We start from the raw sequence: 25372 nt of genomic DNA, 5'->3' as shown, positions 1-25372 counted from the left end.
GGTTTATCTTTTAAAAAATAAAACCCCTTAGCAAACAAGACAGCTAGGGGGTTTTCTTATATTTGACAATTTAACTAAACACTCATATCCAGCATTCGTTGCATTGGTCGTAGCGCCGCCTCCCGGATATCTTCTGACATAGTGATTTCAGGAGTGCGGTTTTTCATTGCCAAATACAATTTGTCCAGAGTATTTAATCGCATAAATGGACATTCGTTGCAAGCGCAGTTATTCAATGGTGGGGCAGGAATAAAGAGTTTGTTGGGAGCCAGTTTTTGCATTTGGTGAATAATACCTGGCTCTGTAGCCACGATAAATTCCTGTGTAGGGCTATTTTGACAATATTTGAGTAAAGCTGCTGTTGAGCCGATAAAACTGGCATGGCGCAATACACTACTTTCACATTCCGGGTGAGCGATCGCCTCTGCTTCTGGGTGAGTAATTTTTAACTGGACAATTTTCTTTTCAGAAAAGGTTTCATGGACAATGCAGCTACCTTGCCATAGGAGTAAATCTCGGCCAGTTTGTTCCATCACATACCGTCCCAAGTTCCGATCTGGGGCAAAAATAATCGGCTGTGTGGGTGGTATTTGTTGCACAATCTGGACAGCGTTAGAACTGGTGCAGATGATATCGCTCATGGCTTTAATCTCAGCCGAGCAGTTGATGTATGAAATTACCAAATGATCTGGGTGCGCTGCTTTAAATGCGGCAAACGCTTCTGGGGGACAACTGTCTGCTAAAGAACAACCAGCATCTAAATCTGGTAAAAGCACCAATTTATCAGGATTGAGTATCTTTGCTGTCTCTGCCATAAAGTGAACACCAGCAAAGACAATCACATCTGCATTGGTCTGGGCTGCGGCTTTGGCCAATTGTAATGAATCCCCAATAAAATCGGCGATATCCTGAATATCCGCTTCTTGATAGTAATGCGCCAAAATAACGGCATTGAGTTCTTTTTTAAGATTCTCAATGGCAGCAAATAAATCTAGCGGTAGTCCACCCGGTGGGGTTGTCTCTGTTTGAGGTAGTGCAGTGGTAAACACAGTTAGGGGTTGCTTTAAGTTGCCAGTTTTTGTCCTGTGGATTCAATTATAGTAGTTTTTACCAAAAATAGTAGCAGGTGGATATTCCGTTAGTTATGTCCAAATTCACGTGAGTTTCATATCCTGGAGATAGAAGGCTAGGAAAGTGGCATGACCAGTCATAAAACCAAATCAATAACCCTAAAAATTGCTGTAGTTGGAGATGTTCACGACCAATGGGAATTAGAAGATGGCATTGCACTCAAGCATCTGAATGTTGACTTAGTGCTGTTTGTGGGCGATTTTGGCAATGAATCGGTGGATGTGGTGAGGGCGATCGCCTCCCTGGATATTCCCAAGGCAGCAGTGATGGGCAACCATGATGCCTGGTACACTGCCACGGAGTGGGGACGACGAAAGTGTCCTTATGACCGTTCTCAGTCAGATTGGGTACAGGAACAACTCGATTTATTGGGATCTGCTCATGTAGGTTACAGTAAGCTAGATTTTCCCGCCTGGAATTTAACTGTGGTAGGCGGTCGGCCTTTTACCTGGGGTGGACCAGAATGGAAATTTGCGGACATCGTGCAACAACGGTATGGTGTAACCAGTTTGGAAGAATCCACTAATCGCATCGTTGAAGCGGTCAATAGCGCTGCTCATGAAACAATTATCTTTCTCGGTCACAATGGCCCTAGCGGTTTAGGCGATCGCCCCGAAGATCCATGCGGTAAGGACTGGCATCCCATCGGTGGTGACTTTGGCGACCCAGACCTGGGTGAAGCAATTTCTCAGGCTCTCACGGCTGGTAAAACTATTCCTCTAGTGACATTCGGGCATATGCACCGTACTCTTAGACACACTAAAAAAGTGCAGCGCAAAGCTGTATTTAGAAGTCCAGAGGGAACAATTTATTTAAATGCGGCAACTGTACCCAGAATTTTGGAAAATCAGGGCGAGAAATTGCGTAGTTTTTCCATTGTCTCCTTAAACGCAGGTGAGGTTTCCCAAGTCTCCCAAGTTTGGATAGGCCATGATTTCCAGGTGACTTTAGAGGAAATTTTGTACGAGGGATCACAAAGCTTACCGGAGGCTTTCGCTTAATGTGTCCTAGATATTTGCCTTCAATGTAGATAATGAGATATATTATGATCTGTCAGCTTGTTAATATTCGGCAAAGACGCTATATTAGTGTATCGTCGCAGATTTATTAAAAGCTCGACAGTTTTATTGGAGAGGTGGCAGAGTGGTCGATTGCGTCCGACTTGAAATCGGATGAGGCTAAAACCTCCGGGAGTTCGAATCTCCCCCTCTCCGTTGATTTAAACTATCAAAATAGTTAAGGAAGCCGCCGCTCCTACAATGTTATCTAAACATTTGAATTATCTGATGTTTATTTAAGGTTTAGGCGATCGCTCTCAAATGAGGTTAGCGATACTACATAATTCTAAGACAATTTTTTAACTGCAGAGGTACACAGATAAAACAGGGCTTGCTGCTATTATCAGGCGATCGCTTAAATTTGACTACCTCCCAAAAAGCATAGATTTTCTAGTTTAGACCACAGTACAGTCATTTATTGGCTATTTATCTGTGATTAACTCCGGTTTACAGTGAAGATTAAATAAACGCTGGGTTGAGTTAACCAGCCCATCCAGAGACTGAGGCTGATTTTTCAGAGTGCTAAAAGTCTCCATAATCGGCATTAAGCAACGTTTCGCGTCTTCATATCCACTGTTTTTTAATTCTGCTATACGTTCAGCACCGAAGTCAAACCAACTATCAATTAAGCCCATGAGTAGTGTATCAGACTTATTAATTGGTGATGCTAAAAAAAGTGATTCTCAGGTGTTGAAACAATGGCTAGTTCAAATTTGCACAAGAACTGGTAAGTAAATATGCTACAATACCGATGTGTTTAAAAAAAATATAAAATCAATGTTATCAAAAAAAGAAGTTCTAAAATCACTTATAGGTGAGGAAGTTGGTATTTCTACAGGTGATGTGATAAGTATTCATCTTGATAAACGCTCACATAGTTCTATGTATAGAATTACACAAGTATGAGAAGATATGTTTGAGGCTTTTTATATTCCAGACAACAGACGCCACCTGTTCAGTATTAGTCATTTTGGGTACGTAAACTATTAATCATGTTGAGATGCTCTATGCAACGCAGGGCAAAGGCATCTAAATGTTGACGAAGTGGTAAGAAGATGTAGGGGCAAAGTAGTACATATAACCTAGATAAAAGCATCAGGAGCGATACTATAAACGCCAATTATCTAGTCTGAGTGAATAACCTAAGTTTTGAATCCTTTCATAATGAGATAAATTACCAGTAACTAAAGTCACATTATTATGGATAGCAATAGCAGCAATCATACAATCAGGATAACCAATCCTTTTACCTATTGCCTCTAAATCAGCGTATATTCTCCCGGCTAATACGGCTTCTTCCAATTCAAAGGATAATATCTCCTGTGAATCCAGGATAGTTAAGAACTGCTGAAGACGTTTCTCCTGCTTGCGTTTTTGCCAACCTTCTACGATTTCCATAACTGTGATTACAGAAATTGTATATTTATCAAATTTATTTAAGTAAATATTAGCCTTAGCAATAATAACAGGATTTGCTCGTTTAATAATTTCTGAAAGAATATCCGTATCAAGTAGGGATTTTTCTACTTTATTCATCCGCTAAATTATGCCCTCTTTTTTCCATAGCTTCGGCAACAATTTCATCTACAATCTCTGGAACATCAGCATATAATCCCATTAATGGATCTTTTTGTTCCTGGATTTCTGCTAAACGTTCAATTACATGAGTAATCAATTCTGATAGACTTGATTGATTGACGATCGCCAGAGTTTTTGCTCGTTCAAAGGTAAGTCTATCTACTTGAACTTCTATTTTTTCCATGATGGTTTTACCCTGTCTAGATTAATCAATAGATTAGTTTATAGTGTAACGTAACCTGGTATGCGTTAATTAGTGTTTTTTCCTTAGAATCAAAGTGAAGTGTTTTTTGAGTTCTAGCTGCGTTTTTCTCACGTTCACTCAGGCATTTGGGTATTTGCAGTCTCTTCTATGAGAATAATCTGCTAAAATATAGTCAAAATGTCTAAAATAGTCAAAGCTATCATGCAGACCTACACTCTCACAGATGCTCGGAACAAACACGGTGAGGTTTTTGACAAGGCTACTACCGAACCAGTTTTACTAACTAAACAATCACGTCCCAGCCATGTGATTATCTCAGCCCAGAGTTACCAAAAATTAATTCATCGGCTGCAAGAATTAGAGGATATGGTTTTCGGTCAGGCGGCTGAAGTTGATTTGCATAATTCCCAAATGGTGGGTACAGAGGCTTTCACGTCTGCATTGGAGCATTTAGCTAATGGCTAGGCTTGATGGTCTAGCAACTGTTCTTGATTTTTTGAATGGTTTGCAACCTAAAATAGCAGCGCAAATTGCCAAAAAGGTTTTAGCTTTAAATATTGAGCCTTTACCAACTGATAGTGAAAAGCTATCGGGTTATGAAGGTTTCTATCGAGTTGATAGTGGGGAATATCGAATTATATATAGATATTTTCCTGATCAAAATTTAGTAGAAGTAATTTTAGTAGGTAAGCGTAATGATGATGATGTCTATAAAAGATTAAAGCGCTGGTTGGGATAAACTTTGGTATTCATGAAAAATGCTAAAATCGCTCCAGCACCAATGCTCACCAACCGAGATGACTTTTAACTCTCTACTTCCCGACACAGCGCTTTCAGTAGCTGGATTAACTGACTATATCCGCTTGTTGTTAGAGCAAGATAATCAATTACGCCAAGTTTGGGTAACTGGGGAAGTTTCCAGTGCTAACAACCATCACAGTGGGTTATTTTTTACACTACAAGACCCAGAAGGGACAGCCGGGATTAAGTGTGTGGTGTGGAAAAGCCAAATCCCTAAACTGGCTCAAATGCCAATTGCTGGTGAGCAGTTAATTATTTTGGGTAGTATCAGAGTTTATCCGCAAAGGGGAGAGTATCAATTATCGGTTTGGCAAGCGATACCTGCTGGTGCAGGTTTACAGGCGCTACGCTATCAACAATTAAAAAACCGCTTGCTGGCTGAGGGTTTATTTGATCCAGAACGCAAACGTCCTTTACCTCTGCATCCTGAAACTATTGCTGTGGTAACATCACCCACTGCGGCGGCTTGGGGCGATATTCAAAAAACTCTCAAACAAAGATATCCCGGTTTACACGTTTTATTTTCTCCGGCTACGGTGCAGGGTGAGCAAGCACCAGATTCTATAGTTAAGGCGATTAATCGGGTTAATCGTGATGGTCGCGCCGAGGTGCTGATTTTATCACGGGGTGGTGGTGCGGTTGAGGAATTGGCTTGCTTTAATGATGAACGGGTGGTAAGGGCTGTTGCTACTTGTTCTATCCCGGTAATTACTGGTATTGGTCATCAACGGGATGAGTCTTTGGTAGATTTAGTTGCTGATGCTTGTGTACATACACCGACGGCGGCGGCGGAAACTGTTGTACCATCTCTGGCAGAGTTGTATTTTCAGCATCGGCAAAGGATAGTTGCGTTGAGTGATTCAGTAAGTGAATTTGCGGGAAATGCTGAGGATAAGTTGCAAAGTTTACGGTATGGTTTGCGGCGTTTGGGGTTAGATAGACAGGTGCAGCAGGAGATGCAGCAGCTAAGTTGGAAAAGGCAACAATTGATACAGGTGACTTTGGGGCGATCGCACCAAGCACAGCAGCGTTTAGAATTGTTACGGGAAAAGTTGGCTAGTCTTGACCCTAAAGCAGTGTTACAGCGTGGTTATGCTGTGGTCAGTAAGGAAAATGGGGGGATAGTTCGCTCTGCGGCTGAGTTAACGGTGGGTGAGGATTTGTTGATTCAGTTGGGACAGGGAGAGGTTAAAGTGAAGGTGATGGAAAACAAACCACAAAGAGACAGAGAGTTGAATGGTTAAACGTAAGGATGCTTCGAGTTCTGATTCAATGGCGAGTTGGAATTATGAGGGGAAGGTGATTGAAATAGAAGAAATTATTGCTCGCATTGAGGCAGGGGAGTTGGATTTGGAAGATGTGTTTGAGCAGTTTTCTACTGCTGTCGAGTCTTTACGTCAGTGCGAAAATTTTTTGCAGCAGCGACAGCAACAGGTGAATCTGTTAATTGAAACTTTGACAGATGAGTCATAGTGTAATATGTAACTATTCATTATTTCCTGTGAATTTTATCACTCCCGCACTGATTAAAATCAGAACTATCATCACTGGGAGGGGAACTACAGCCAATCCTAATGATAAAGATAGCAATATTACGGTAAAAGTGGTTATTAAAATAATACCTCCTACTGTTAAACCATATAAACCGCCCAACGCCCGCATTAGAGTTCGTTTTAGATCAATTTTTAGATATTTTTTAGATAGCCAATAGATGGGGTAAATTACGACAATAATTAGTGTCACAACAGATGTTAAAATAACTCCAACAGTCCAAAATAAACCTTGCAATATTCGCCCAATAGAGGCGCTTATTTTAATTAATAGGTCAACCGGATGAAGGATATCATAAGTAATATCGAATCCTAAATTAGCCACAGATTTAAAGATGCTAAAAATCACAAATCTGGGCTTGAGATGATAAGTTTTTGATTTATTATTAAAAATTCGGTAAAATTCGGGATAGGGCAATATTTCTGAACACAGATAGTATAATTCTAGCAAATATTGTAACCGATCATAGTTATCATTTTCCCATCGGTTTTTATAAGTATCTTTCAATAGATCCTTAAGATGTATCACAACTTCTCTAGCGACTATTTCCGCCTTTTCTCCCTGAAGCATTTTTTCTAATGCAGCAGTGGGATGAGAAAAATGTCCATTATATTTACCCTTAACTAAACTAATTAATGTGGAAATTGCTAAAGCATTTCCAGGGTCAAATAAACCTAAAGTCTCGGCTAAACCTAACTTGAATGATGTATCTTCAGTAGATTTCAGAATTTTAGTTAATGCGTCAATAATCATTTGGCGGCGAGTGCGATCGCCTACTTCCGCATTCCAATTATAATAAACTGTAGAGCGGAACTGAGTAGCAATACTTTGGCGCTCATCTGCTTTAGTCTCATAATCATATAACTGCATCCACATTTCAATGCAAACAGGATTTCCTGGGTCAATTCTGCCTAAATTCTGAACTAAACAATATTGAGTATAGCAACGAGGAAACTTTAAAATTAATTCAGTTAAATGAGCAATTACCTGGGGATGATTCCGAGAAAAATTAGATAAACTATCAGCAATATTACTAATTAAAGCAGACTGGCGAAACAAGCGTTGCAAGTATATGGTTTTCTCAGCATACTTTCCGTATTCTTCTTCCGACTCCCGCGCTAATTTAGCAATACAGCGAGTGATATTATCTTGATCAATAGATGATTTCTCTACAAAATCCATAACTTCTTCAAAATAAGCATTCTGCCAAGAAATCAAAGTATTAATAGCTACTTCCCGGTAGAGTTCAGAAAATTCTCCTAAATATTTTGCTGCTGATGCACGCCTATCTACACAAGTATCAGTTTCCATTAACTCTCGTAAATGATTAATAGCTTTGATATTAACCGGATCGATTTTAATTAACTGTTTGGTAATACTTAAACGTAAATCAGAAGATTCTGCAATTTTTAACCTGTGGCTTAAAACCTCAATTGCAACCAAATCACCTAAAGCCACATCTCCCAAAATATCAATAGTTTTAAAGAAAAATCTACTTGTTGCTTTTTCCTCATCCAATTTATGAATATAAGCACAAAGGGAATGAATAATTACCGGATAATCTTTACCTAAATTTTTCCAACACTGAAAAATCGCCACATCTATTTCATTTTCTGGCTCCTGAACAGCTACTTTAATTAAAGTATTCATAGCCAGTTGATTGACTGGAGAAATCGTTAATAATGCTATAGCCAGAGAAACCTGTTTAGCCGCAATTAAATATTGCCGATAACGCGGATTTTTAGAAAAATTATTATTCTGATTCTCTTCTAATAAAAGATTCTGCGATAATTGAACTAATTGGTTAATTAAATATTCAGCTATGTTAGGATTTTCATCAACTAAGCACTGACAATATTCATGGAAACATGAATATATTCTACTTTCTGTAGAAGGAGTATTTTTCCAACATTGGATTAACCTATCAATGGCTTCTATGACCACTGATTTTGTCAGATTTGGCATCCTGTGATTACTATTAGCAATACATCCCAAAACCAACGCAACATTAATTTCTATATCTTCATCTTCTGCATAATTAAAAAAATCAATAAATTGATTAATAGCTTTTTCATTGTTTTTAGCAATGTGAATTACAAATTTTGTAGAATAAATACGGTGCAACTTATTGTCTTCCTGATGACGCATTTTGAAATGCTCTAGCAAAGCATCTATAACTAACGGATGTGCGGGAGACAAATAATTTAGTGTTAAAGCTGGAACAATACGACATTCCGGTTGATTACGCCTAATAAAATTAACAAGCCATTTTTCAGACAATTCAGGATTTGTTCTAGTAAATGCTATTTTTGCGCGGTTTTCAAATGCCTTAAATGGAAGTGACCAATCATTTTCATCTTCATTACTTTTATAAATAAAGCTAGTCTTACCAACTAGGTCTATCATTTCATTTACAGTAACTGTAGTATGATGATAATCATCTGTTAATTGACGTTCCAGTGGACGACAGGGTTTAAATTCTGCTAAAGCTGCTACTGCTAAAAACCTGGCTTTGTATGTGTAAAAAAACTGTGAATCATCTCGAAATCGCCATAAATTTTCAATTAGTAATTGTTTAAAATCATCTAAAACATCTTCTCTACCAAACCATAACAACATCACCTCTTGCCATTGAGAATCAAATACACGATAATTTCCATAAGGTGGAGGTAGAATAATACTGTGTTTGAGAAAAAACTCATATTCGCCTTCATTAATTGCTTTAGCAGCAAAGTATTGATGAAACGTCGGGTGAAAAAAAGCATAAATTGGCTGATTGGAATCATATTTAGATGTTCCAACTTGATTCAGCCAACCCAACTGGAGAGCTAATTTTAAATTAGTTTTTAAAATTAAACTTGCCATAAAATGGGAAATATGGAACGGTGAGGTATATAACTCCATTCCACTGTTAGCAATAATATTTTTAATTGCAGGTAAGAAAAATTTAGTAGCCGGATGAGGATTTGCTGTAACTTGCTCTAATTGCGCTGATGTAACTTTCCGGTTCTGTTTATCTTCAAAACACCGCTTTGCTAATATACCTAAATCATGATTTAATTGATCAATCGTACTTTGATTTAAAGTTAAGCGTTCATTAGTCTTAACAAGAATATTATCTTCTTGGCGAAATAATTCTGCTTTCCATTTATAAAAATCTTCTACAAAGCGTTCATATAAGGCGGCTCTAGAAGTCAAAATTTGTGATATTGTTTTATCTTGATTCGTTTCCCAAACTAAACATAAGAGAGATAATATCAGAGGATTACTTGATAAATCTTCAATGCGTTTATTCCTATCCTGTCTAATTTCAGTAATTAATGCCTCTCCTTTCTGAGAATTACCAGTAAACCAGCGCCGAATAAACAAAGTTACCTGATTTACTTCTGTACTAAACATATTGGGATTATCGCCAGCCGTGAAATTTAAATTCTGGAAAATTTCAAACTGTTGTAATAGATATTTATTCGCTTCCCAAAGATGAAGACGACAGGTTAAAATGATATTAGCTTGAGATAAAAAATTAGATTGATTAATCTGGCGTGTCACTTCTCCCACAGGATCACCAGAGTTCACATTCATTTCATCAACTCCATCCAGCAATAACCAGACATTTTTACTAGCAAATATCTCAGATAAATTTTCCTGATTAGCCCAGGATAATTTACCTTCTGCTTGCGCCCGTTTTAGCCATACTGTTTGCAAGTAATTTTCTAAACTTTGTGTGCGGTTCACATTTGCTAAATAAACCCAAATTACCAGCCTGTTTAAATTCCAATAAATCCAATCTCCAGCCCGTTGTAATAATAAAGTTTTACCGCTTCCAGGTTCACCCAGAATTGCTAATCTTCTAACTTCGCCGATATTACTGCGAGTAATTACTTTTTCCAGAAATTCTATAAATTCATAATTTTTAGGAATTTTATGATCATCAGATAATTGCCGGACTTCCTGCCAATTATTTGGCTGAATTGTTTGTAATAACCGTAATTTTGGAGCAATATAAATATCTTCAATTTCTAACCCTTTAATTTTAGTTAAAAGATTGTTTTGTAACCGTCGCAGAGCGTCTAATGTAAATAATGTTAAACAGCATCCTCTCCAATCACTATTAACTTTGAGTCCAGTTAATAATTGTTCCCAAGTTAGATTTAATATTGGTGAACTTTGAAAAATAATCGGTAGCCAACTAGCTAAAGGATATTGTGCTTCCAGTTTATTTAGTTGTCTTCTGGCTTTGCTAACTGCTGTATGAATTGGTTCCCGATTCTGTACAAATTCTTGTAAAAAAGTTCTGATGAAATTAACAGCCACATTATTAGGTACTTCCTCACGCATAACGATAACATAAGGAATTTGTAAATCCATCAAGTCTTTAGCTAAACCCAAACCATCACAAGAATTAAAAATGACTAACTTCAAGCCAAAAGCTAGTGCAGATTTAATGGCTGAACGTAATTCGCCTATACTTAAGCTTTCTTCAGAATTAATATGTAAAACACCAGTTTGATCCTTAGACCACAGGGTGTTACTATGTCCAGCAAAGACTAAGATATCCCAGCCTTGAGGAGTGAGAAAACTATTGTTATTTATCTGAGATGAAGATGTCTTGATGAAAACATCTTGATTGGGTTGATAATCCCAAAGGACATCATATAATTCTCGGCGGGAAAGTGTGCTTTTTGCTGATATTTGTATATCTAATTGTGTTTGAGCCAGTTGGGGAACTATTTTAATTTCTGCCTGTTTTTGGGTAAAAATATCATATATGGCGTTAATATCTCCTGTAACATCAATTCCTTCAGTAGCACCAATTACCGTTAAAATTCTAATTCCATTTCGCAATGAAGCTGGTGAAAATTTTTGAATTGGTTTGAGTTGCGGAAAAGATAAAGTAACTTCTACATCTCCTAATCGCTGCAAAATATCCCAATTATGCCAAGGTAAACGCCAGAGAAGAGGATTGTTAGCTTGGATAACTAATCTTGAATGGGGATAAGCAGAAAAATTATTAATTATTGCTGTCCGAATCACCTGAAAGGACTTAGAATTTAGCCATTCATTTAATTGACCTTGCAACAGTTCGATATATTCCCTAATCTCTTGTTTGGGATCTTTTTTGTCTTTTGAATTTTGGACGTTATATTTTCTTTTACGCGTGTGATATTGGTGATCAATATTCTGCTTGCGTTTCAGGGGATTAACTTGATAATACAAGTTTTGGATATTGGCATATACACTGGAAATTTGGGGATTTTTTGGTAATGTTGCTGTGATATATCCCTGAGCTTGCTGTAATTGCAACTTAACTATAAAGCCTTGCTCAAAATCCCCTGATTCAAATAATAAAACAGCTAATGATTCCATGAATTTATGTACCTGTTTTAAACTTGAAAAAATTCTACAAACCTATCTTCCCCCAATGTAACTTCGATACTAAATTCAGTATTAAAATCTACTTCGGTAAGTTCAATCATGGGTTCAGGGTAATCATCTCCCGCTATTAAATCTCCATCTTCATCCAATAATTTCAGGATAATTCCTAAAGGTAAGTTAGGCTCGGTATCTCCCGGATATAAGCTAACCGTTATTTTCATTTCATTTTCCACTTCAACAGTTAATGAAATCAGGATAATTACTAAATGATTACCTAAGTTAATCACTTTAGCTCGACTGCAATTCAATGGTATATTAATTTTTTGATTTCTCAGACCGCTACTTACTAATATTTGCTCTGGTTTTTGCCATGTTTCTCCATCATAGTTATTCTCTAACCACCGTCGCAACAACTCTACTGATAAATTAGGCTCATCAGTATTTTCTGGTGCTAATTCTTCTTCAGCAATAGGTGGTAAATTTAGTAAGTAATTTGTTAATTCTGCAAGAGGGTGAAGATCATTCAGTGAAATTATTTCTGGTGTTTCTATGTTTTCGCAAGCTGGGAGAAATCCTAATATTTCCACTTGCTGTAAATTTTCTACAAATTTTACAGCTATATAACCAATTCTATCTCCTATTACTTCCGAAGGTAAAATTAGGGAATTTTCTGCTGCTAAAAAGGGACGACATTCTAATCTTCCCAAATCAGGAAGCACTAAATCAGCTACGTTATTAAAACGACGAATTATAGGATGCCAACTATCACTAGCATTTAAATCTGTTTCAAATTCCATCCAGCGCAAGAAACTATCAACTGCCAAAACAGCTAAAGTGTTCAGATAAACTTGTTTGACTTTGGCAGAAGCAGACTGTTCAGACGCAAATCTTTTAGCACATTCGTGGTTTTCTAGGGTGAGAGGAACAGTTATGAAAAAGGGTTCTGCATTTTTTGTCATATCATTTATGCCTCATAAAATAATAATGAAATTTGATTTAAAAGTGGTAAGCATTTTCGCCGCCAGTGTGATTCAATGGTTTTCCATGATGCTATTTGAAAATATTTACCGATTTCTTGCCAAATTTCTGGCGGTTGTTTTAACATTCTCAGTTTAATCAGTGCTTGACAGTTACATTGAGGGTTATTCTTCAACTTACATTTTAATAATTCTTCATCTTGTTCGAGAAAAGATTTGATTCGCTTTTCTTTTTCTTTATTTTGAATTATTTCTTCTTCGGTGATTAGTTGCTCAATACTTGTAATGTTGATGTCATAAGTTAGAAAATTTAAATGTGTGTCACTCTCTTCGGCAATTTGTATATCTAAGCTCAGGGGTTGTTTTTTATGCTGACGATAAAGATCAAAAATCTTGTTTTTTAAGATTCTATTAAACCAGGCGACAAAAGAACGGCGATTAATTTCAGCATTAGCATTGAGAATCCGAGTTATAGACACCTGAACGAATTTTCTAATTCCTAGCCACACACCTTCTATAGCACGGTTAAAGGCATCTTCATAGTTAATTTTAGGATCGTAATTTCTGCAAATACCGGGTAAATTAGGAATCAATTTGAGAATTTTGCCTATAATTTGCCGTTCATCTCTACTCCGTTGTTCTGTTTTTGAGAGTGCTTGAAGTAGTTGCTGTAGGTGTTCATCCATAGCATGGTGATTGATAATAAGATCATGGATATGGAAAATATACCAAATAATTAATCACGTAACTGTGTATTTTTTGTGATTTTTTTTTATAAAAATTTATACTTAAATCGCTGGCTGAGGATGAAAATAGATAATTTAGCCTTGATGATTGGTTAGCTTCAACGATATTCAGGGTTAAGAAGTTTGTGTTTTTTGATATACATTTCAAGATTTGATTTGTATGTATACGACTATAAATATAGTATTTATAAATACTGAAATATTCGTATGATCACTAATTTTTTTTCCTATTTGCTGAGTGAGGTAAAATTTTTCTGTGCAAATAATGCAGAACTGACAAAACGACTAACGACTGTAAGACATACAGTTTTTCAGGATTTGAACAGATGTTAGTTGAACAGCGCGTTTCATCCACCGAAAGGTTAACTTTTTTGCAGAAGCTAGAGGTGCTAGATTTAGAGCCAATTGCCTTTTTGCTGATGCATCCAGAGAAGGGTTGTGGTTGGACAAGAGAACAAACCGTGCGTGCTTTGAAGCAATATGTAATATTTTTGTTCTTGATGTATGTCTATCCCCATAATAAAATTATACCTACTCAGGAAATTGATGCTGTTTGGCATTCTCACTTGTTAGATACCGCTAAGTATAAGGAAGATTGTCAAATGCTATTTGGTCGTTTTATTAACCATTTTCCTTATGCGGGACTAATGGATGAAGTGGATAGAAATGATTGGGAAGTTGCTTTTGCTGAGACTCAGGTATTATTTGCAGAACATTTTGAGTTTGATGGTTTAGTCAACTGGGTATCTCCATCGGGTTGTCAACCTCTCAAACAACAAAAACAGCTGCGCCCCCGTGTGGTTAATATTAAAGCAGATGTGATGGCTACTTTACCTTGGAGCGCTCTGCAATGTGGATAATTTAACTTAAACAAAATAGTTGTAGGGTAGCTAGGCTATCCTACTTTTTCTAATTTATAATTTTGGTGAATGGCTTGCAAAAGAGTTTGGGTTTTTTCTTATACAGTTATAAATTGTTTGAAGAACATATTTTAATTAACTTGGCTGCATACTAGGGAATTTTCATTGAAGTATATCCAAATTATAATTAAGATGTCGAATTTTTATTAAATATTTATTCTTTAATATTTAATGCCATAACTGCCATGTTTTGTTCATATTTTGGATGTTCAACTATTGCTATTCTTTTAAATCCATATTTTTGATAATATCTTTCTAATATTTGGTTATCCATAACACAGTCTAAATATATTTTATTAATATAGTTATCAACAGCATTTTTAATTATTTTTATGATAATTTTTTCAGCAATTGAATTTTTTTCTTGTAGGTTTTTACATAAACTTTTAACAATCCAAATATTGCTTTCTATCGTCAAATGTTCAGGATAATAATTGGGTAATTTTTTAGAAATCGCAAACGTGCATAGTAAAACTCCACTTTCATTTCTCACAATAAAAGCTTCTCCTTTCGAGATATTATGATATATTTTCTCTAAATCATAGCCTTTATTCCATTGTTTAATTCCTCTACTTCTATAGTAATCAGCAGCAGACTGAAAAAGTTGACATATTTCAGCAAAATCAGAAAATGTGGCTGTAACTGCCAAGTCTTCAAAAAGATCAGGAAAACTATAACTTTTTGTAATAGTTGTATGATAGGCGAATGTATTCATGACTGTTTACTTTTAGTAATATAGTTTGGTTTTTCTATATCTACCTACTTAATTAATTCAGCATACAAGCCCCTAACTGAAGCTATGAAATCTACTCTAGTAGAGTTTTTGAGACTTTGTGTAGATCAGTTTGAGTCAAAAGCGGTGATCTTGACAATAAAGTTTAAATATGAATTTGTTAAATTTAACAGTGACTGAAGTAAAAAAATAAGGAATAATTGGGAAGTTTCTTTTCCTCAGACTCAGGCGTTATTTGCAGAACATTTTGACTTTGATGGTTTAGTCAACTGGATATTTTCATCTGCTCGTTGTTAACCTCTCAAACAATAAAAAAGGCTGCGCCCCCGTGTGGTTAATATCAAAGCAGATGTCATGGCTGCTTTACCTGGGAGCGCTCTCAAATGTGGATAATTTAACTTCAATTTTGTAGTAGTACATAGTTACTATATATTACTTTTTATCACTTGCAGCAAAGTTTGGGTTTCTTCGGCTTCAGCCAACATTCCTAATTTCAAAAAGTCTTGGTATGCTGATTGGGCGAAGGATTGAGCATCTGTCCAGTTACCATCAGCTTTTGCTAAAAATGCTGTGGATTGTTTACAGAAAGCAATGGTACATTGGTCTAAGTTTTTTTCTGCTACTAGTAGACATTGTTCTAATAATTCTTGGGATTTTTGCAGATTCCCCAGTTCTATAGCAATATCTGCTAACCAGTTTTGAATTAAACACATTGCCCGTTGCCAATCAATAGTTTTAGCCAGCGATAGAGCTTGCTGATAGGATGTTTCTGCTTCGTGGTAATTGCTAGTTTTGAAGTGAATTTGACCTTGATTATATAATATCTGAATTTGGTGACGGGTTGCTATTTCTGGGTCTAAGGTTACTCGATTGAGTAAGTTTTGACTCCAATGGAACCACCGATGAGCTTGAGGAAATTTTTGTTGTTCTATGCGTAAGCAGCCGATATGAATAGCTAAGGTTAATTGAAAGTTGCTGTTTTGATGGTGACGAAGTTTCCAAGCTTGTGTAAATAGTGTTTGTGCTTCTGTAAATCTATTATTGCCTATGAGTGTGAGTGTCCAGCCTTTGTTAGCCATCAGTTCGGCTACTGTTGACCAATGTTGATGTTGTATGGCGGCTTGGATGAGCCAGTCTATCCAATCTAATCCATTGCGCCAAGCTGTTGTGCGATCGCCCCTAGAATATCCTTGAGTATGAGAATAACAATTAATGTTGCGCCACAGTTGTAAAAATTCTTCATATCTGTTTTGGTCAATACACCATTCCATTACAGCTTGCAGGTTATCCCACTCCTCCTCTAAAATTTCATAATCATGCCATTCCTTTTCATCCTTCTGCCCATATTCCTGGGAGTATTGCAAATACCAATTAATCCACCTCTCCCTTGCTGCTTGCTCAAACTCACAGTTAGCTGCTAATTCCCCAAATACATAGCTGCGAGTCAATGGGAGATTAATTACATACCTCTCTTTCTGAAATTTAATTAACCATAGTTGTTGTAATACAGCTAATTCTTCATCTATGTTGCGGTCATCTGCGATTGGTAATGCTACCTGAACAATTGCGGCTTTCATTGCAGGTTGGGGAAACATAGCTAAAGCCATTAACAGATAATGGGCGGGTTGGTTTTGCAATGGTTGCAATGAACTCTCAAACCAAAACCGAGGTATATTGTGCTTTGGTTGATGTAGCTGCTGCAATACCCCATCCAAGGAACGAGAAGCCCGCAATTGACCAATAGGATAAATGATCGCACCAGGTATGCCCCCAGTGCCATCGTATATTTTCTGATATTGGTTAGTATTTATAACTACACTACCTTGGCAGGCGAGATTTTCAATTAACTGAAAACAGGCTTCTTCTGATAAAGGTTCTAAGGCAAGATAACAATCTAACGGTGCTTGCTGACGAGATGTGATGATGACTTTGACTGTGGGAGGTAATTCGTAAATTAAAGCCAGAACATCCTCTTGGTCTTCCACTGTTTCCAAGTTATCTATAATCAATAAGCTATGGAAAGACGACAGCTTAACTCGTAGTTGCTGTAATTGTTGTTTTGGGTCTAAGATACTCTTAATTTCAGGAAATTCTATAGTATCGGCGATCGCACTGATAATATCTATACGCTTACTCTGTTGTTGTGTCCACCGTAATAAACCACAACCAGTCAAATGCTGCTGTCTAGCAGAAGTAAAAATAAAAGCGTCAAAAATTGGCACATTAAAATTATTATCGCCATTCAACCTAGCTTGCAAACAACGATAAGCAACTTCTAACACCAACGCCGTTTTTCCAAGTCCACCACTCCCCTCCACAATAACTCTGTATATATTTTTTTGAGATAAAAAATTCAGCAACTCACTGATTTCTGTTTCTCTACCCACCAGTTCTGTATAGTCAGGTGTGGGCAGATTATTGTAAATAGGTCGAGGATTTGCGAGTGCTGCTAGGGGAATTTCTGCTATTTCTTCCCATTCTAAACCCAGAGCATCACAATAAGCCTGGAATGCAGGCGCATTAATACGACTTGTGGGGGTTTGAGAAGTAAAACTCCTCCAAGTTCTGTAAGAAATACCTTTAGCAAAAATTTCACCGTCGTCTATCAATTGTTTAATATTGTGCAGCAATGAACCTGGAGAATTTCTGATCTGGCGTTTAATATGATCAATATTCTGATTTTGCTCCACCACGCGGAAAATATTTGCAAAATTTTCCAACCACCGTAAATCATCATCAGACCAATTATTTTCTTGGGCATATCGGTCAATTAAACACTTAGAAGCTTCAGACAAAGGTCTAATATCCTCCTCGCTGACCCTCCAGCCCTTCTGTAGCCTACCATTCCTAATTCTTTCTTGTTGTCCTTCAGCCACTTTGAAACGTCTCATAACACACATGATTTTAGTAAATTGTCAAGGATCACTTAGTTTTATGCATCTGATCTAGAAGAGTTCTAGATCACCTTGCTAAAGTATTTATCAATACAATTTGCGAATAAAACATTAAGTAATAAATATAGCCAGCTAAAAATACATTACCAGATAATTACTTATGCTGCCAAAACAGCAGAATAAAGATTTATTTGTGATTAATGCTAAATAATTGGCAATTATCATGATAATACCTCAAAAATACCTGGGAATACCTGGATGTCAATCCATCCCCCTAAAAAATTTATTATACTGCATAGAATATTTAATACTGAAAATATTTTATGTAAAAGTTAATAAAACTACTGGCTTGAGGGAGTGATATTACTAAGTTATATTTGTCTCAATTAATAGCTGCTAAAGTCAGTTTAAATTTTCTACATACGGAAAATTGGCAGACATGAAGCCAGCAAATTGGTGAAATCTTTCCACAGCATGGATTTAAGGAGAAAACCTCATGATTACCGTACAAGCCATTAAAAACATCAATGGTAAGCCCATTAGAGGCTTAAAAGTTTATATCGTTGCAGGCGGAGTTAGAGTGGCTTATACAAATGCTAATGGCGAAGCGATGATTAACTTTCCTCTACCTTCCAAAGGTAAAGTTGTTATTGATAGACAAACAGTACATGAAGGTACATTACAAGCATATATGAAGTTCTATCTTTAACCTTCTGATACTAGAGACAATTCCTAGTAATTTCTCTACTAAATTCACAATATCTCAAAGGAAAATATTAAGTCATGGATGAAAATAAATTCATTGATTATTATCAAGTTCTGGGACTTAATCCAGAATGGGAGATTGACAAAATTCGGAAAGAACTGTTGAAAAAATTTGCGGAAGCAAAAGGAAAGGTTATTGGCGCAGTTGGTGAAAAATATAAAGCAATTAGTAATCTGCTCAAATTGATTACCGAAGCTCGAAAAATACTCACAGATCCTGATGCTAAAGCTAAATATGATCAAGAATTAGCTCAATGGAAACTCACAGCAACCCAGGAAGAACGTGCAGCCGCCGCAGCTATTCCTACAATAGAAGAAATTTGGCGATTAATTGATGAAGGACGCTATAAGGAGGCTGTTGTTGCTGGTAAGAAGTTAGTTGATTTTACTCCTAATGATGATCAAGCATGGGAAGTCTATGGATATGCTAATTACCGTTTACCAGATATAGCTACAGCTATTGATGCGGCGGAACAAGCTATTCGTTGTAATTCAAAAAGGGCTGATTTATATGCTGATGCTGCTCAATATTACAGTGATGATCACCAATGGAAAAAAGCTGTTTCGCTTTTAAATCAAGCCATTTCACTTGAGCCGAATAATTCAGGATATAAACTGACTTTATCTAACGTTTATATCGAAAATAAAATGTGGGGAGACGCAGAGGGAGTAATACAAGGTGTTTTAAGTCAAGAACCTGCTAATGAAACAGCACGTCAATTTATGGCAATTGTGATTGCTTCACAAGCAGAAGAAAGATTTCCTGAAATTGATCATTTATTAGAAGAAAATAAGAAACGGGAAGCACGCAAAATTCTCAAGCTAGTTCAAAAGGAATTTGAAAAAGCCCAAAAGTTAGCTGAAAATGATCCTGATCTCAGAGATTTATTAAATTCCGAGTCAATTTTAGTAAGACGAGTATTAGGAATTAATTTTTACCGCCGAGCTTTAGGATTAATTATTGATTTGGTACTCATATCACCAGCCACACTACTAATGTCAATTGATAATGGTAATAATGCCATAGCAATTTTCTTTGGGGCTTTAATTTGGTTGGCAATTTGGGGCTATTCTTGGATTTGGTTGGCTTATAAAAATCGTGGACAAGACCTCACTAAACGTTTGTTAGGAATACAAATTGTTACTGATGACAATGAAATTCCTAGTTTGGGTAAACTTATTGCTAGAGCTATGTTTAAACCCATAGCAATTGCATTAGGGGGACTTTTTCCAGGATTAGTGTTTGTATTTTCTATGCTTAGTCTCGTGTCAGAAAATGATTCTAGTGCTGCTGGACTTATTGGTGTAATGATTGGATTCATAATCGGTTTATCTATTATGTTCTTTAGGCTGGCATTTGATTTATTTTTCGTAACAAGCAAAGAGTATTTACCGAATGTTTTTGGCTTTTTACTATTTTGTCATGAACATTTCACTAAAACAACGGTAATTCATTCCACCAAAGATGATTGCATGAATTTTTCGGAATATCACTGGTGTTAGCGCGAGTGTCTATTCACCAATTTAAATTCTATATTTTTGTAGGCGGGATTGAACAAACTTAAACTAACAAACTGACAAGATGTTTGTAAAGTTATTGCTAACCTGTCCCATCCAAGGTGCAGCTATAAAAACCCAACCCACCTACAAGATTTAAACAGCTTTTTTTTAGGTACTTTATTTCTAAACAGGCTTATGTCTTTTTGTGATTTATTTACTAAATATTACGAGCAGATTATGACTGCTCTTTTACCAGAATATCAGAAAAAGATTAGAACTATTTATCTTAATGATATTCAGGGCGCTTTAGAAATTATTAAAGGAAGTAATCATCAAGAAATTATAAATCACGCCTATAGTTTGATAGAATCATTAAAAACAGATCATCATCTTAATTCATCACCATTATCTATTCCTGATAGTTATGGTAAAGAGATGATTAAAAGTGAAATGCAATTAAAATGGTTCAGCTTTTTCAGTTCTACAGAAGTGATAATTGATCATCATGAGTTTTACATAGATATTAAAAATAGATTACAGAATTATTTTGATGAAATAATCCGTGCCATTGACATTGTAGCCCAAAGATTAAAGTTGATTTCTGAAATTGAAACAGCCTATATTCAAGCCAAGAATGTAGGTAAGTCCCAGGAAACACTTATAGAAAATTTATATAGTGTTACTGAAAAATCACAACCGATTTTTGTGGAATATTATTCTGTCATATCCACCTTCAGAAATAGCTTCTGTAATTATTTAGTTGAAACTATTGCACAAATAAATGATGCCAAAATTAATTTAGTCAATGAGGTAAAAAATTTAATTTTTGCAGAGCAGTCTAGTCAATGTGAATATGGGCAAGTTTTTTTAAGATATCGGCTGCTGATTGCACAGCATATTGATCCCATTTGTAATGTTCTCAAAAAGTTTTATCTGGAAGGACAGCAACTCCGCTCTGATTTCATTAAGCTTTTGATAAGTAAGCAAGAGCAACCAATGAATGACTTAGAAATATTAGCACAAGATTTGTATCAGCATTTTGATGATTTATTCTGGCAATTAGAGCAAATGCAGTCTGTAGAAATTGCTGAAAAAGCAGCTCGTCAAAACATAGAAGAATTAGGTCAATCTAGAGATTCTTCTATTTTTAAAGAAACATTTGAGGAGACGCATCAATTAGCAATTCGAGGAATTGCAGATACGGTTAAACAGGAAATTTCTTGTGTACAAATGCTTCAGTACATCCAAAATATTGAGCAAGAATATCAAGCAAAGATTCATGAACTTTCGGTGGTGGAGAAGAAATATTTGGAACTGCGAAAAAAGGTAGTTAAGAGCATAAGTAGCGATAGCAAATTCTCCGTTAATCAGTTCAAATTTAGTTCAGACTGTATCCCAAAATTATTTAAGCCGAATAGTTCCTATCAACTAAGTTCTTCTATTCTGAATAATCATGCTCCTGATTTTATCCACGAGCTTTTCAGAGAGCCAGCTAGTGATGAAACGCTATTCACTATTAGTGAGTTGGGAGATAATATAGGCGAAATCATGATCACTGAGACTAAATTGAGTTATGATGAATTATCTGCAATAATGGTTCATCAAGTAAGTGAACTTGGTATGGGAAATATGGTTAATTTTATCCCCATATCACTTGATGATTCAACGCAATTAGATGTAAACAGTTTTCTCTTTTTCTCCTATAATCCTGAACAAGTGCGTCCAGAGCTAACTTGTGTATTAAAGATTTTTCAGGAGAAAAATATACTACATATCCAAAAGTTGATTAATATCCTTCCCTTGACTAACTATGTATTGAATGACTTGTTAGCTAGCTATAAATCAGCCTTTCATGTCGGTTATCGTGAGGTTACTCAACTGATAGAGGATCAATTTTTGGCAAATAAGCTAAAACTGGACTTTCAAGGACATATAGCTCAATCTATGACACGAACTAAGCAACAGTTAAAATCTGCTTATCTGGAAGATTTAAAACAATACACATTACAAGTTTTAGCATCTGATTTTTTGACGAATAACCAGTTCTTAGAATCCGTAGAGAGCTTAATTTTGGCAACGATGAATGCTATGTTTAAATTGGGATAAACCCAGAAATCAGAGACTTTTAAGTACAATATTCTTCAGGAATAAATGTTATGTCATATACAATTGGAATTGATTTAGGGACTACTTACTCAGCGTGTGCATACATTAATGTTGATGGTAAAAGTGAAATTATCCCTAATAGTGAGGGAGAGCGAATTACTCCTTCAGTGGTTTTCTTTGAAGATGATAATGTTGTGGTGGGTAGCTATGCGAAATCTGTGGCTGTGTCTGAAGGTGAAAGAGTAATCCAATTCATCAAACGTCGGATGGGTGGTGATTATCAAATTCATCAAAATGGTCGGAATTATACGCCAGAAGAAATTTCTGCTTTAATTTTGAAGAAGTTGAAGCAGGATGCTGAGTTATTTTTGAACACGCAAATTTCTGATGTCGTGATTACTGTACCAGCTTACTTTGATGATAAAAGACGAATTGCTACTAAAACTGCTGGAGAAATTGCAGGGTTAAATGTGCTTCGTATTATTAATGAGCCAACAGCCGCCGCGCTGGAGTTTTGTGCTAGTCGAGAAGTTGATAACAAAACTATTCTTGTCTATGATTTAGGCGGGGGGACTTTCGATATTACAATTATGCAAGTCAATGGGAAAAATGTAGATGTGACTGCTACTGGTGGAGACCATGAGTTAGGAGGAAAAGATATTGATGATTGTCTGGTCAATCTTTTTCAGGCAGAATTTATCAAAGCTACTGGCTTCGATCCGTTAATTTCTATTGCTGGTGAACAAGAACTACGTGCTAAAGCTGAGGAAACAAAACGTAAGCTTTCTTCTAGTCCTCAGACGAGAGTGGCTCTGAATGTAGAGGGTAGAGTAGCGAATTTTAAGGTGAGCCAACATCAATTTGAAGAGATAATTGAGGAAATTGTTCTCCGCACGGAAATGAATATTGAATTGGTGCTGGAGGAAGCGGAATTAACAACTGAAGATATTGATGATGTTTTATTAGTTGGTGGTTCTACACGTATTCCCCTTGTGGGTAAAATGCTAACTAGATTATTTGGTAAAGAACCTCTGCGAACTGTGAATCCAGATGAGGTGGTTGCTCAAGGTGCGGCGATTTTGGCGAGTACAATTGGAGTTGAACCAAGGACAAGAAGTTCTACTACTACAAATGCTTTACCAACTGTCTCAGATGTTTGCGCGCATAGTTTAGGCGTTGTCAGTCTGAATGATTTTAAAGTGCCAGAAAACTCGATAATTATTCAGAAAAATAGTAAAATCCCTTGCGAGGCTTCTGAAGTTTATGGTACTGTAGCTAAGAATCAATCTAAAATTAAAATTATTATCCTACAAGGAGATGCACAAGACCCAGATGATTGTGTAGTTTTAGGAGAGGCTTATTTAGAAAACTTACCTCCTTCTGAGGCTGGTTCTCCGGTGGAAATTACTTTTTTGTATGATCACAATGGTATTCTGAGTGTGACGGGAATATTTCAGCTGACTGGGCAAAGTGTCTCAGCTAAGATTGAAGTGCAAGGTACTATGTCGCCAGAAAAAGCACGACAAAGTATGCAGGAACTTAAGTCAGTTAATGTTGAGTAGGTATAGCAGACAGTTGAATGGTTAAGCGTAAGGATGCTTCGAGTTCTGATTCGATGGCGGGTTGGAATTATGAGGGAAAGGTTATGGAAATAGAAGAAATTATTGCTCGTATTGAGGCGGGTGAGTTGGATTTGCAGGAGGTGTTTGAGCAGTTTTCTAGTGCTGTTGAGTCTTTGCGTCAGTGTGAAAGTTTTTTGCAGCAGCGACAGCAACAGGTAAATTTGTTAATTGAAACTTTGACGGATGAGTAACAGTTAGAGGAGATAACTGTTAACACTAAATAATGATAGGCGCAAAATTCCGATCTTCTATTCATTGGTTTCAGTCTTGGCTCTCCCAGGCTAAAACAACTAATCCCGATAATCTTCTCAATAAACCGCCTGAAGAAGTTATTCAGGAGTTTTCACAAAAATTAGCTCAATTATCACCTCCACTGGAATATCAGACTTTTATTCAAGAAAAACTGACTTCAGCTTTGTCGGATTGGCAGCAAAATGTTACATCTGCCAATAGTCTGGTGATTCTAGGTTGTTCTGTGGAACCAATTGCTCAAATTATTCAGGAAAGTTTAACAGATGAGTTCTCCAAAAGTTGGCAAATTATCCATCCTCTAGCGCTGTGTAAACGTTCACCTGATTGTTCATCTCTGGAAAAAGCAATTAGTGAGGCTTTATTTTCTGAAACAGAGTCTCGGTCAACAGATTGTGGCGGTGATGCTAATTCAGAACTGAGTGAACGGCAGACTTTAGTTGTGATTCCCTCTCTGGAACAGTGCTTTTTGCGATGTATTGAGGGGTGGGAAAGTATCGAGTTTTTGCAAAATGCTGTTGTCAAGGATAAAACTCAGTTTTGGCTGATTGGTTGCAATTATTCGGCTTGGACGTTTCTCAATCAGGTTTGTCAGGTGAGTGCTTACTTAGAACAAGTTCAACCCCTTCCTAAATTGAAAGGAGATGCACTGCAAAAATGGTTAGCACCTGTCACCGCACAATTAACTCCTGAAGACAGCGACGCGGATATGGATTTAGCTGACTGTAAGTCTCTTGCTAGTCTTGCTTCTGGGGTGAGTAGCGTGGCTGCTCAATTATGGCTGCAAGCATTACGGATTCGTGCGGCCGATATCCCTGATGATATTTCTGAGTTTCAGTCTGCACTAACGCCTGAAGGTGTAACTCTAGAAATTTCCGTGAACCTCCGACAAACGAAGCCGATTTTGCCGAGTCTACCTGATTTGACTGCTACTGACCGCTACCTACTGCATTCTTTATTGTTACATGGACAGATGACTCGGACTGATCTAGCTCTAAGTTTAGGCGAAAGTGAACAACTTGTGCGATCGCGTGTGCAAATGCTTCAGCGTGCGGGTGTAATAGTACAACAGCAAGAGCAATTGTATATTTATCCTGCTTACTATCCTTCACTCAAAACAGAGTTAGTTAATAACAACTTTTTGCTTGGAGAGGAATAAT

At 36.7% G+C, this 25372-nt stretch carries 21 protein-coding genes and 1 tRNA gene; 13 read left to right on the top strand and 9 right to left on the bottom strand.

What is annotated here, in order from left to right; translation table 11 throughout:
- Positions 1–74 precede the first annotated feature (74 nt).
- Positions 75–1049 carry a quinolinate synthase NadA gene (gene nadA / locus ACM0OP_RS03365; RefSeq protein ID WP_414526968.1) on the bottom strand — a complete coding sequence of 325 codons (975 nt, stop codon included), beginning with the start codon at positions 1047–1049 and terminating at the stop codon, positions 75–77.
- A gap of 150 nt (positions 1050–1199) precedes the next feature.
- On the opposite strand from nadA, the gene ACM0OP_RS03360 reads away from it, so the two are divergent.
- Positions 1200–2132 (top strand): TIGR04168 family protein, encoded by a 933-nt coding sequence (locus ACM0OP_RS03360; protein ID WP_414526967.1) that lies wholly within the window; start codon positions 1200–1202, stop codon positions 2130–2132.
- Between the two features lie 128 nt (positions 2133–2260).
- A tRNA-Ser gene (locus ACM0OP_RS03355) sits at positions 2261–2345 on the top strand.
- A 266-nt stretch (positions 2346–2611) separates the two neighbouring features.
- Here ACM0OP_RS03355 and ACM0OP_RS03350 read toward each other — a convergent pair.
- The 3 genes from ACM0OP_RS03350 to ACM0OP_RS03340 form a co-directional block, all read right to left on the bottom strand.
- Positions 2612–2824 (bottom strand): hypothetical protein, encoded by a 213-nt coding sequence (locus ACM0OP_RS03350; protein ID WP_414526966.1) that lies wholly within the window; start codon positions 2822–2824, stop codon positions 2612–2614.
- Positions 2825–3296: 472 nt separating this feature from the next.
- The gene (locus ACM0OP_RS03345; protein ID WP_414526965.1) at positions 3297–3725 is read right to left on the bottom strand and encodes a type II toxin-antitoxin system VapC family toxin; all 429 of its coding nucleotides are present in this window, start codon (positions 3723–3725) and stop codon (positions 3297–3299) included.
- Entirely contained in the window at positions 3718–3951 is a 234-nt protein-coding gene (locus ACM0OP_RS03340; protein WP_414526964.1) for a hypothetical protein, read from the bottom strand. Before ACM0OP_RS03340 ends, ACM0OP_RS03345 begins: the two co-directional genes overlap by 8 nt.
- Before the next feature lie 198 nt (positions 3952–4149).
- Here ACM0OP_RS03340 and ACM0OP_RS03335 point away from each other — a divergent pair, with 198 nt between their 5' ends.
- Genes ACM0OP_RS03335 through xseB (ACM0OP_RS03320) form a run of 4 tightly spaced genes read left to right on the top strand, consistent with a single transcriptional unit; the run spans position 4150 to position 6246 of the window.
- Positions 4150–4437 carry a type II toxin-antitoxin system Phd/YefM family antitoxin gene (locus tag ACM0OP_RS03335; protein WP_414526963.1) on the top strand — a complete coding sequence of 96 codons (288 nt, stop codon included), beginning with the start codon at positions 4150–4152 and terminating at the stop codon, positions 4435–4437.
- Positions 4430–4711 (top strand): type II toxin-antitoxin system RelE family toxin, encoded by a 282-nt coding sequence (locus tag ACM0OP_RS03330; protein ID WP_414526962.1) that lies wholly within the window; start codon positions 4430–4432, stop codon positions 4709–4711. Before ACM0OP_RS03335 ends, ACM0OP_RS03330 begins: the two co-directional genes overlap by 8 nt.
- Positions 4712–4769: 58 nt before the next feature.
- Positions 4770–6017, top strand: coding sequence for an exodeoxyribonuclease VII large subunit (gene xseA, locus ACM0OP_RS03325; protein WP_414526961.1), 1248 nt, complete (start codon positions 4770–4772; stop codon positions 6015–6017).
- Complete coding sequence (gene xseB / locus ACM0OP_RS03320) at positions 6010–6246, top strand: exodeoxyribonuclease VII small subunit (RefSeq protein ID WP_414526960.1); 237 nt, start codon at positions 6010–6012, stop codon at positions 6244–6246. Before xseA ends, xseB (ACM0OP_RS03320) begins: the two co-directional genes overlap by 8 nt.
- 12 nt (positions 6247–6258) lie before the next feature.
- On the opposite strand, the gene ACM0OP_RS03315 is transcribed toward xseB (ACM0OP_RS03320), so the two are convergent.
- The 3 genes from ACM0OP_RS03315 to ACM0OP_RS03305 are packed head-to-tail and all read right to left on the bottom strand — an operon-like array spanning position 6259 to position 13363.
- The gene (locus ACM0OP_RS03315; RefSeq protein ID WP_414526959.1) at positions 6259–11691 is read right to left on the bottom strand and encodes a CHAT domain-containing protein; all 5433 of its coding nucleotides are present in this window, start codon (positions 11689–11691) and stop codon (positions 6259–6261) included.
- A 17-nt stretch (positions 11692–11708) separates the two neighbouring features.
- Complete coding sequence (locus ACM0OP_RS03310; protein WP_414526958.1) at positions 11709–12659, bottom strand: DUF1822 family protein; 951 nt, start codon at positions 12657–12659, stop codon at positions 11709–11711.
- A 5-nt stretch (positions 12660–12664) separates the two neighbouring features.
- Positions 12665–13363, bottom strand: coding sequence for an RNA polymerase sigma factor (locus tag ACM0OP_RS03305; RefSeq protein WP_414526957.1), 699 nt, complete (start codon positions 13361–13363; stop codon positions 12665–12667).
- Positions 13364–13749: 386 nt separating this feature from the next.
- On the opposite strand from ACM0OP_RS03305, the gene ACM0OP_RS03300 reads away from it, so the two are divergent.
- On the top strand, positions 13750–14283 hold the full coding sequence (locus ACM0OP_RS03300) for a glycine-rich domain-containing protein (protein ID WP_414526956.1): 534 nt from the start codon (positions 13750–13752) through the stop codon (positions 14281–14283).
- A 214-nt stretch (positions 14284–14497) separates the two neighbouring features.
- Here ACM0OP_RS03300 and ACM0OP_RS03295 read toward each other — a convergent pair whose 3' ends face one another.
- Both ACM0OP_RS03295 and ACM0OP_RS03290 read right to left on the bottom strand, forming a co-directional pair.
- The gene (locus ACM0OP_RS03295) at positions 14498–15058 is read right to left on the bottom strand and encodes a hypothetical protein (RefSeq protein ID WP_414526955.1); all 561 of its coding nucleotides are present in this window, start codon (positions 15056–15058) and stop codon (positions 14498–14500) included.
- Positions 15059–15501: 443 nt separating this feature from the next.
- Entirely contained in the window at positions 15502–17967 is a 2466-nt protein-coding gene (locus tag ACM0OP_RS03290) for a tetratricopeptide repeat protein (protein WP_414526954.1), read from the bottom strand.
- Between the two features lie 499 nt (positions 17968–18466).
- Between ACM0OP_RS03290 and ACM0OP_RS03285 the strand changes: the two genes are divergently transcribed.
- The 6 genes from ACM0OP_RS03285 to ACM0OP_RS03260 all read left to right on the top strand — a co-directional run bounded on the left by ACM0OP_RS03285 (position 18467) and on the right by ACM0OP_RS03260 (position 25371).
- On the top strand, positions 18467–18679 hold the full coding sequence (locus tag ACM0OP_RS03285) for a hypothetical protein (RefSeq protein WP_414526953.1): 213 nt from the start codon (positions 18467–18469) through the stop codon (positions 18677–18679).
- 74 nt (positions 18680–18753) lie between these two features.
- Positions 18754–20238 (top strand): tetratricopeptide repeat protein, encoded by a 1485-nt coding sequence (locus tag ACM0OP_RS03280; protein ID WP_414526952.1) that lies wholly within the window; start codon positions 18754–18756, stop codon positions 20236–20238.
- 234 nt (positions 20239–20472) lie between these two features.
- On the top strand, positions 20473–22341 hold the full coding sequence (locus ACM0OP_RS03275; protein ID WP_414526951.1) for a hypothetical protein: 1869 nt from the start codon (positions 20473–20475) through the stop codon (positions 22339–22341).
- 50 nt (positions 22342–22391) lie between these two features.
- On the top strand, positions 22392–23903 hold the full coding sequence (locus ACM0OP_RS03270) for an Hsp70 family protein (RefSeq protein ID WP_414526950.1): 1512 nt from the start codon (positions 22392–22394) through the stop codon (positions 23901–23903).
- 17 nt (positions 23904–23920) lie between these two features.
- On the top strand, positions 23921–24154 hold the full coding sequence (gene xseB / locus ACM0OP_RS03265) for an exodeoxyribonuclease VII small subunit (RefSeq protein ID WP_414526949.1): 234 nt from the start codon (positions 23921–23923) through the stop codon (positions 24152–24154).
- A 32-nt stretch (positions 24155–24186) separates the two neighbouring features.
- Positions 24187–25371, top strand: coding sequence for a hypothetical protein (locus ACM0OP_RS03260; protein WP_414526948.1), 1185 nt, complete (start codon positions 24187–24189; stop codon positions 25369–25371).
- Position 25372: the final 1 nt, after the last annotated feature.

Source organism: Nodularia chucula CCY0103 (genome assembly GCF_963923915.1).
GTDB classification, from domain to species: domain Bacteria; phylum Cyanobacteriota; class Cyanobacteriia; order Cyanobacteriales; family Nostocaceae; genus Nodularia; species Nodularia chucula.
The sequence above is the reverse complement of the archived record's forward strand: the minus strand, read 5'-3'. Positions and strand labels throughout refer to the sequence as shown.

What these genes read in the sequence shown, in the direction of transcription:
- ACM0OP_RS03360 (WP_414526967.1), top strand. Translation starts at nt 1,200, where the DNA reads ATGACCAGTCATAAAACCAAATCAATAACCCTAAAAATTGCTGTAGTT.
- ACM0OP_RS03350 (WP_414526966.1), bottom strand. Translation starts at nt 2,824, where the DNA reads ATGGGCTTAATTGATAGTTGGTTTGACTTCGGTGCTGAACGTATAGCA.
- ACM0OP_RS03345 (WP_414526965.1), bottom strand. Translation starts at nt 3,725, where the DNA reads ATGAATAAAGTAGAAAAATCCCTACTTGATACGGATATTCTTTCAGAA.
- ACM0OP_RS03340 (WP_414526964.1), bottom strand. Translation starts at nt 3,951, where the DNA reads ATGGAAAAAATAGAAGTTCAAGTAGATAGACTTACCTTTGAACGAGCA.
- ACM0OP_RS03335 (WP_414526963.1), top strand. Translation starts at nt 4,150, where the DNA reads ATGTCTAAAATAGTCAAAGCTATCATGCAGACCTACACTCTCACAGAT.
- ACM0OP_RS03330 (WP_414526962.1), top strand. Translation starts at nt 4,430, where the DNA reads ATGGCTAGGCTTGATGGTCTAGCAACTGTTCTTGATTTTTTGAATGGT.
- xseA (WP_414526961.1), top strand. Translation starts at nt 4,770, where the DNA reads ATGACTTTTAACTCTCTACTTCCCGACACAGCGCTTTCAGTAGCTGGA.
- xseB (WP_414526960.1), top strand. Translation starts at nt 6,010, where the DNA reads ATGGTTAAACGTAAGGATGCTTCGAGTTCTGATTCAATGGCGAGTTGG.
- ACM0OP_RS03315 (WP_414526959.1), bottom strand. Translation starts at nt 11,691, where the DNA reads ATGGAATCATTAGCTGTTTTATTATTTGAATCAGGGGATTTTGAGCAA.
- ACM0OP_RS03310 (WP_414526958.1), bottom strand. Translation starts at nt 12,659, where the DNA reads ATGACAAAAAATGCAGAACCCTTTTTCATAACTGTTCCTCTCACCCTA.
- ACM0OP_RS03305 (WP_414526957.1), bottom strand. Translation starts at nt 13,363, where the DNA reads ATGGATGAACACCTACAGCAACTACTTCAAGCACTCTCAAAAACAGAA.
- ACM0OP_RS03300 (WP_414526956.1), top strand. Translation starts at nt 13,750, where the DNA reads ATGTTAGTTGAACAGCGCGTTTCATCCACCGAAAGGTTAACTTTTTTG.
- ACM0OP_RS03295 (WP_414526955.1), bottom strand. Translation starts at nt 15,058, where the DNA reads ATGAATACATTCGCCTATCATACAACTATTACAAAAAGTTATAGTTTT.
- ACM0OP_RS03290 (WP_414526954.1), bottom strand. Translation starts at nt 17,967, where the DNA reads ATGAGACGTTTCAAAGTGGCTGAAGGACAACAAGAAAGAATTAGGAAT.
- ACM0OP_RS03285 (WP_414526953.1), top strand. Translation starts at nt 18,467, where the DNA reads ATGATTACCGTACAAGCCATTAAAAACATCAATGGTAAGCCCATTAGA.
- ACM0OP_RS03280 (WP_414526952.1), top strand. Translation starts at nt 18,754, where the DNA reads ATGGATGAAAATAAATTCATTGATTATTATCAAGTTCTGGGACTTAAT.
- ACM0OP_RS03275 (WP_414526951.1), top strand. Translation starts at nt 20,473, where the DNA reads ATGACTGCTCTTTTACCAGAATATCAGAAAAAGATTAGAACTATTTAT.
- ACM0OP_RS03270 (WP_414526950.1), top strand. Translation starts at nt 22,392, where the DNA reads ATGTCATATACAATTGGAATTGATTTAGGGACTACTTACTCAGCGTGT.
- xseB (WP_414526949.1), top strand. Translation starts at nt 23,921, where the DNA reads ATGGTTAAGCGTAAGGATGCTTCGAGTTCTGATTCGATGGCGGGTTGG.
- ACM0OP_RS03260 (WP_414526948.1), top strand. Translation starts at nt 24,187, where the DNA reads ATGATAGGCGCAAAATTCCGATCTTCTATTCATTGGTTTCAGTCTTGG.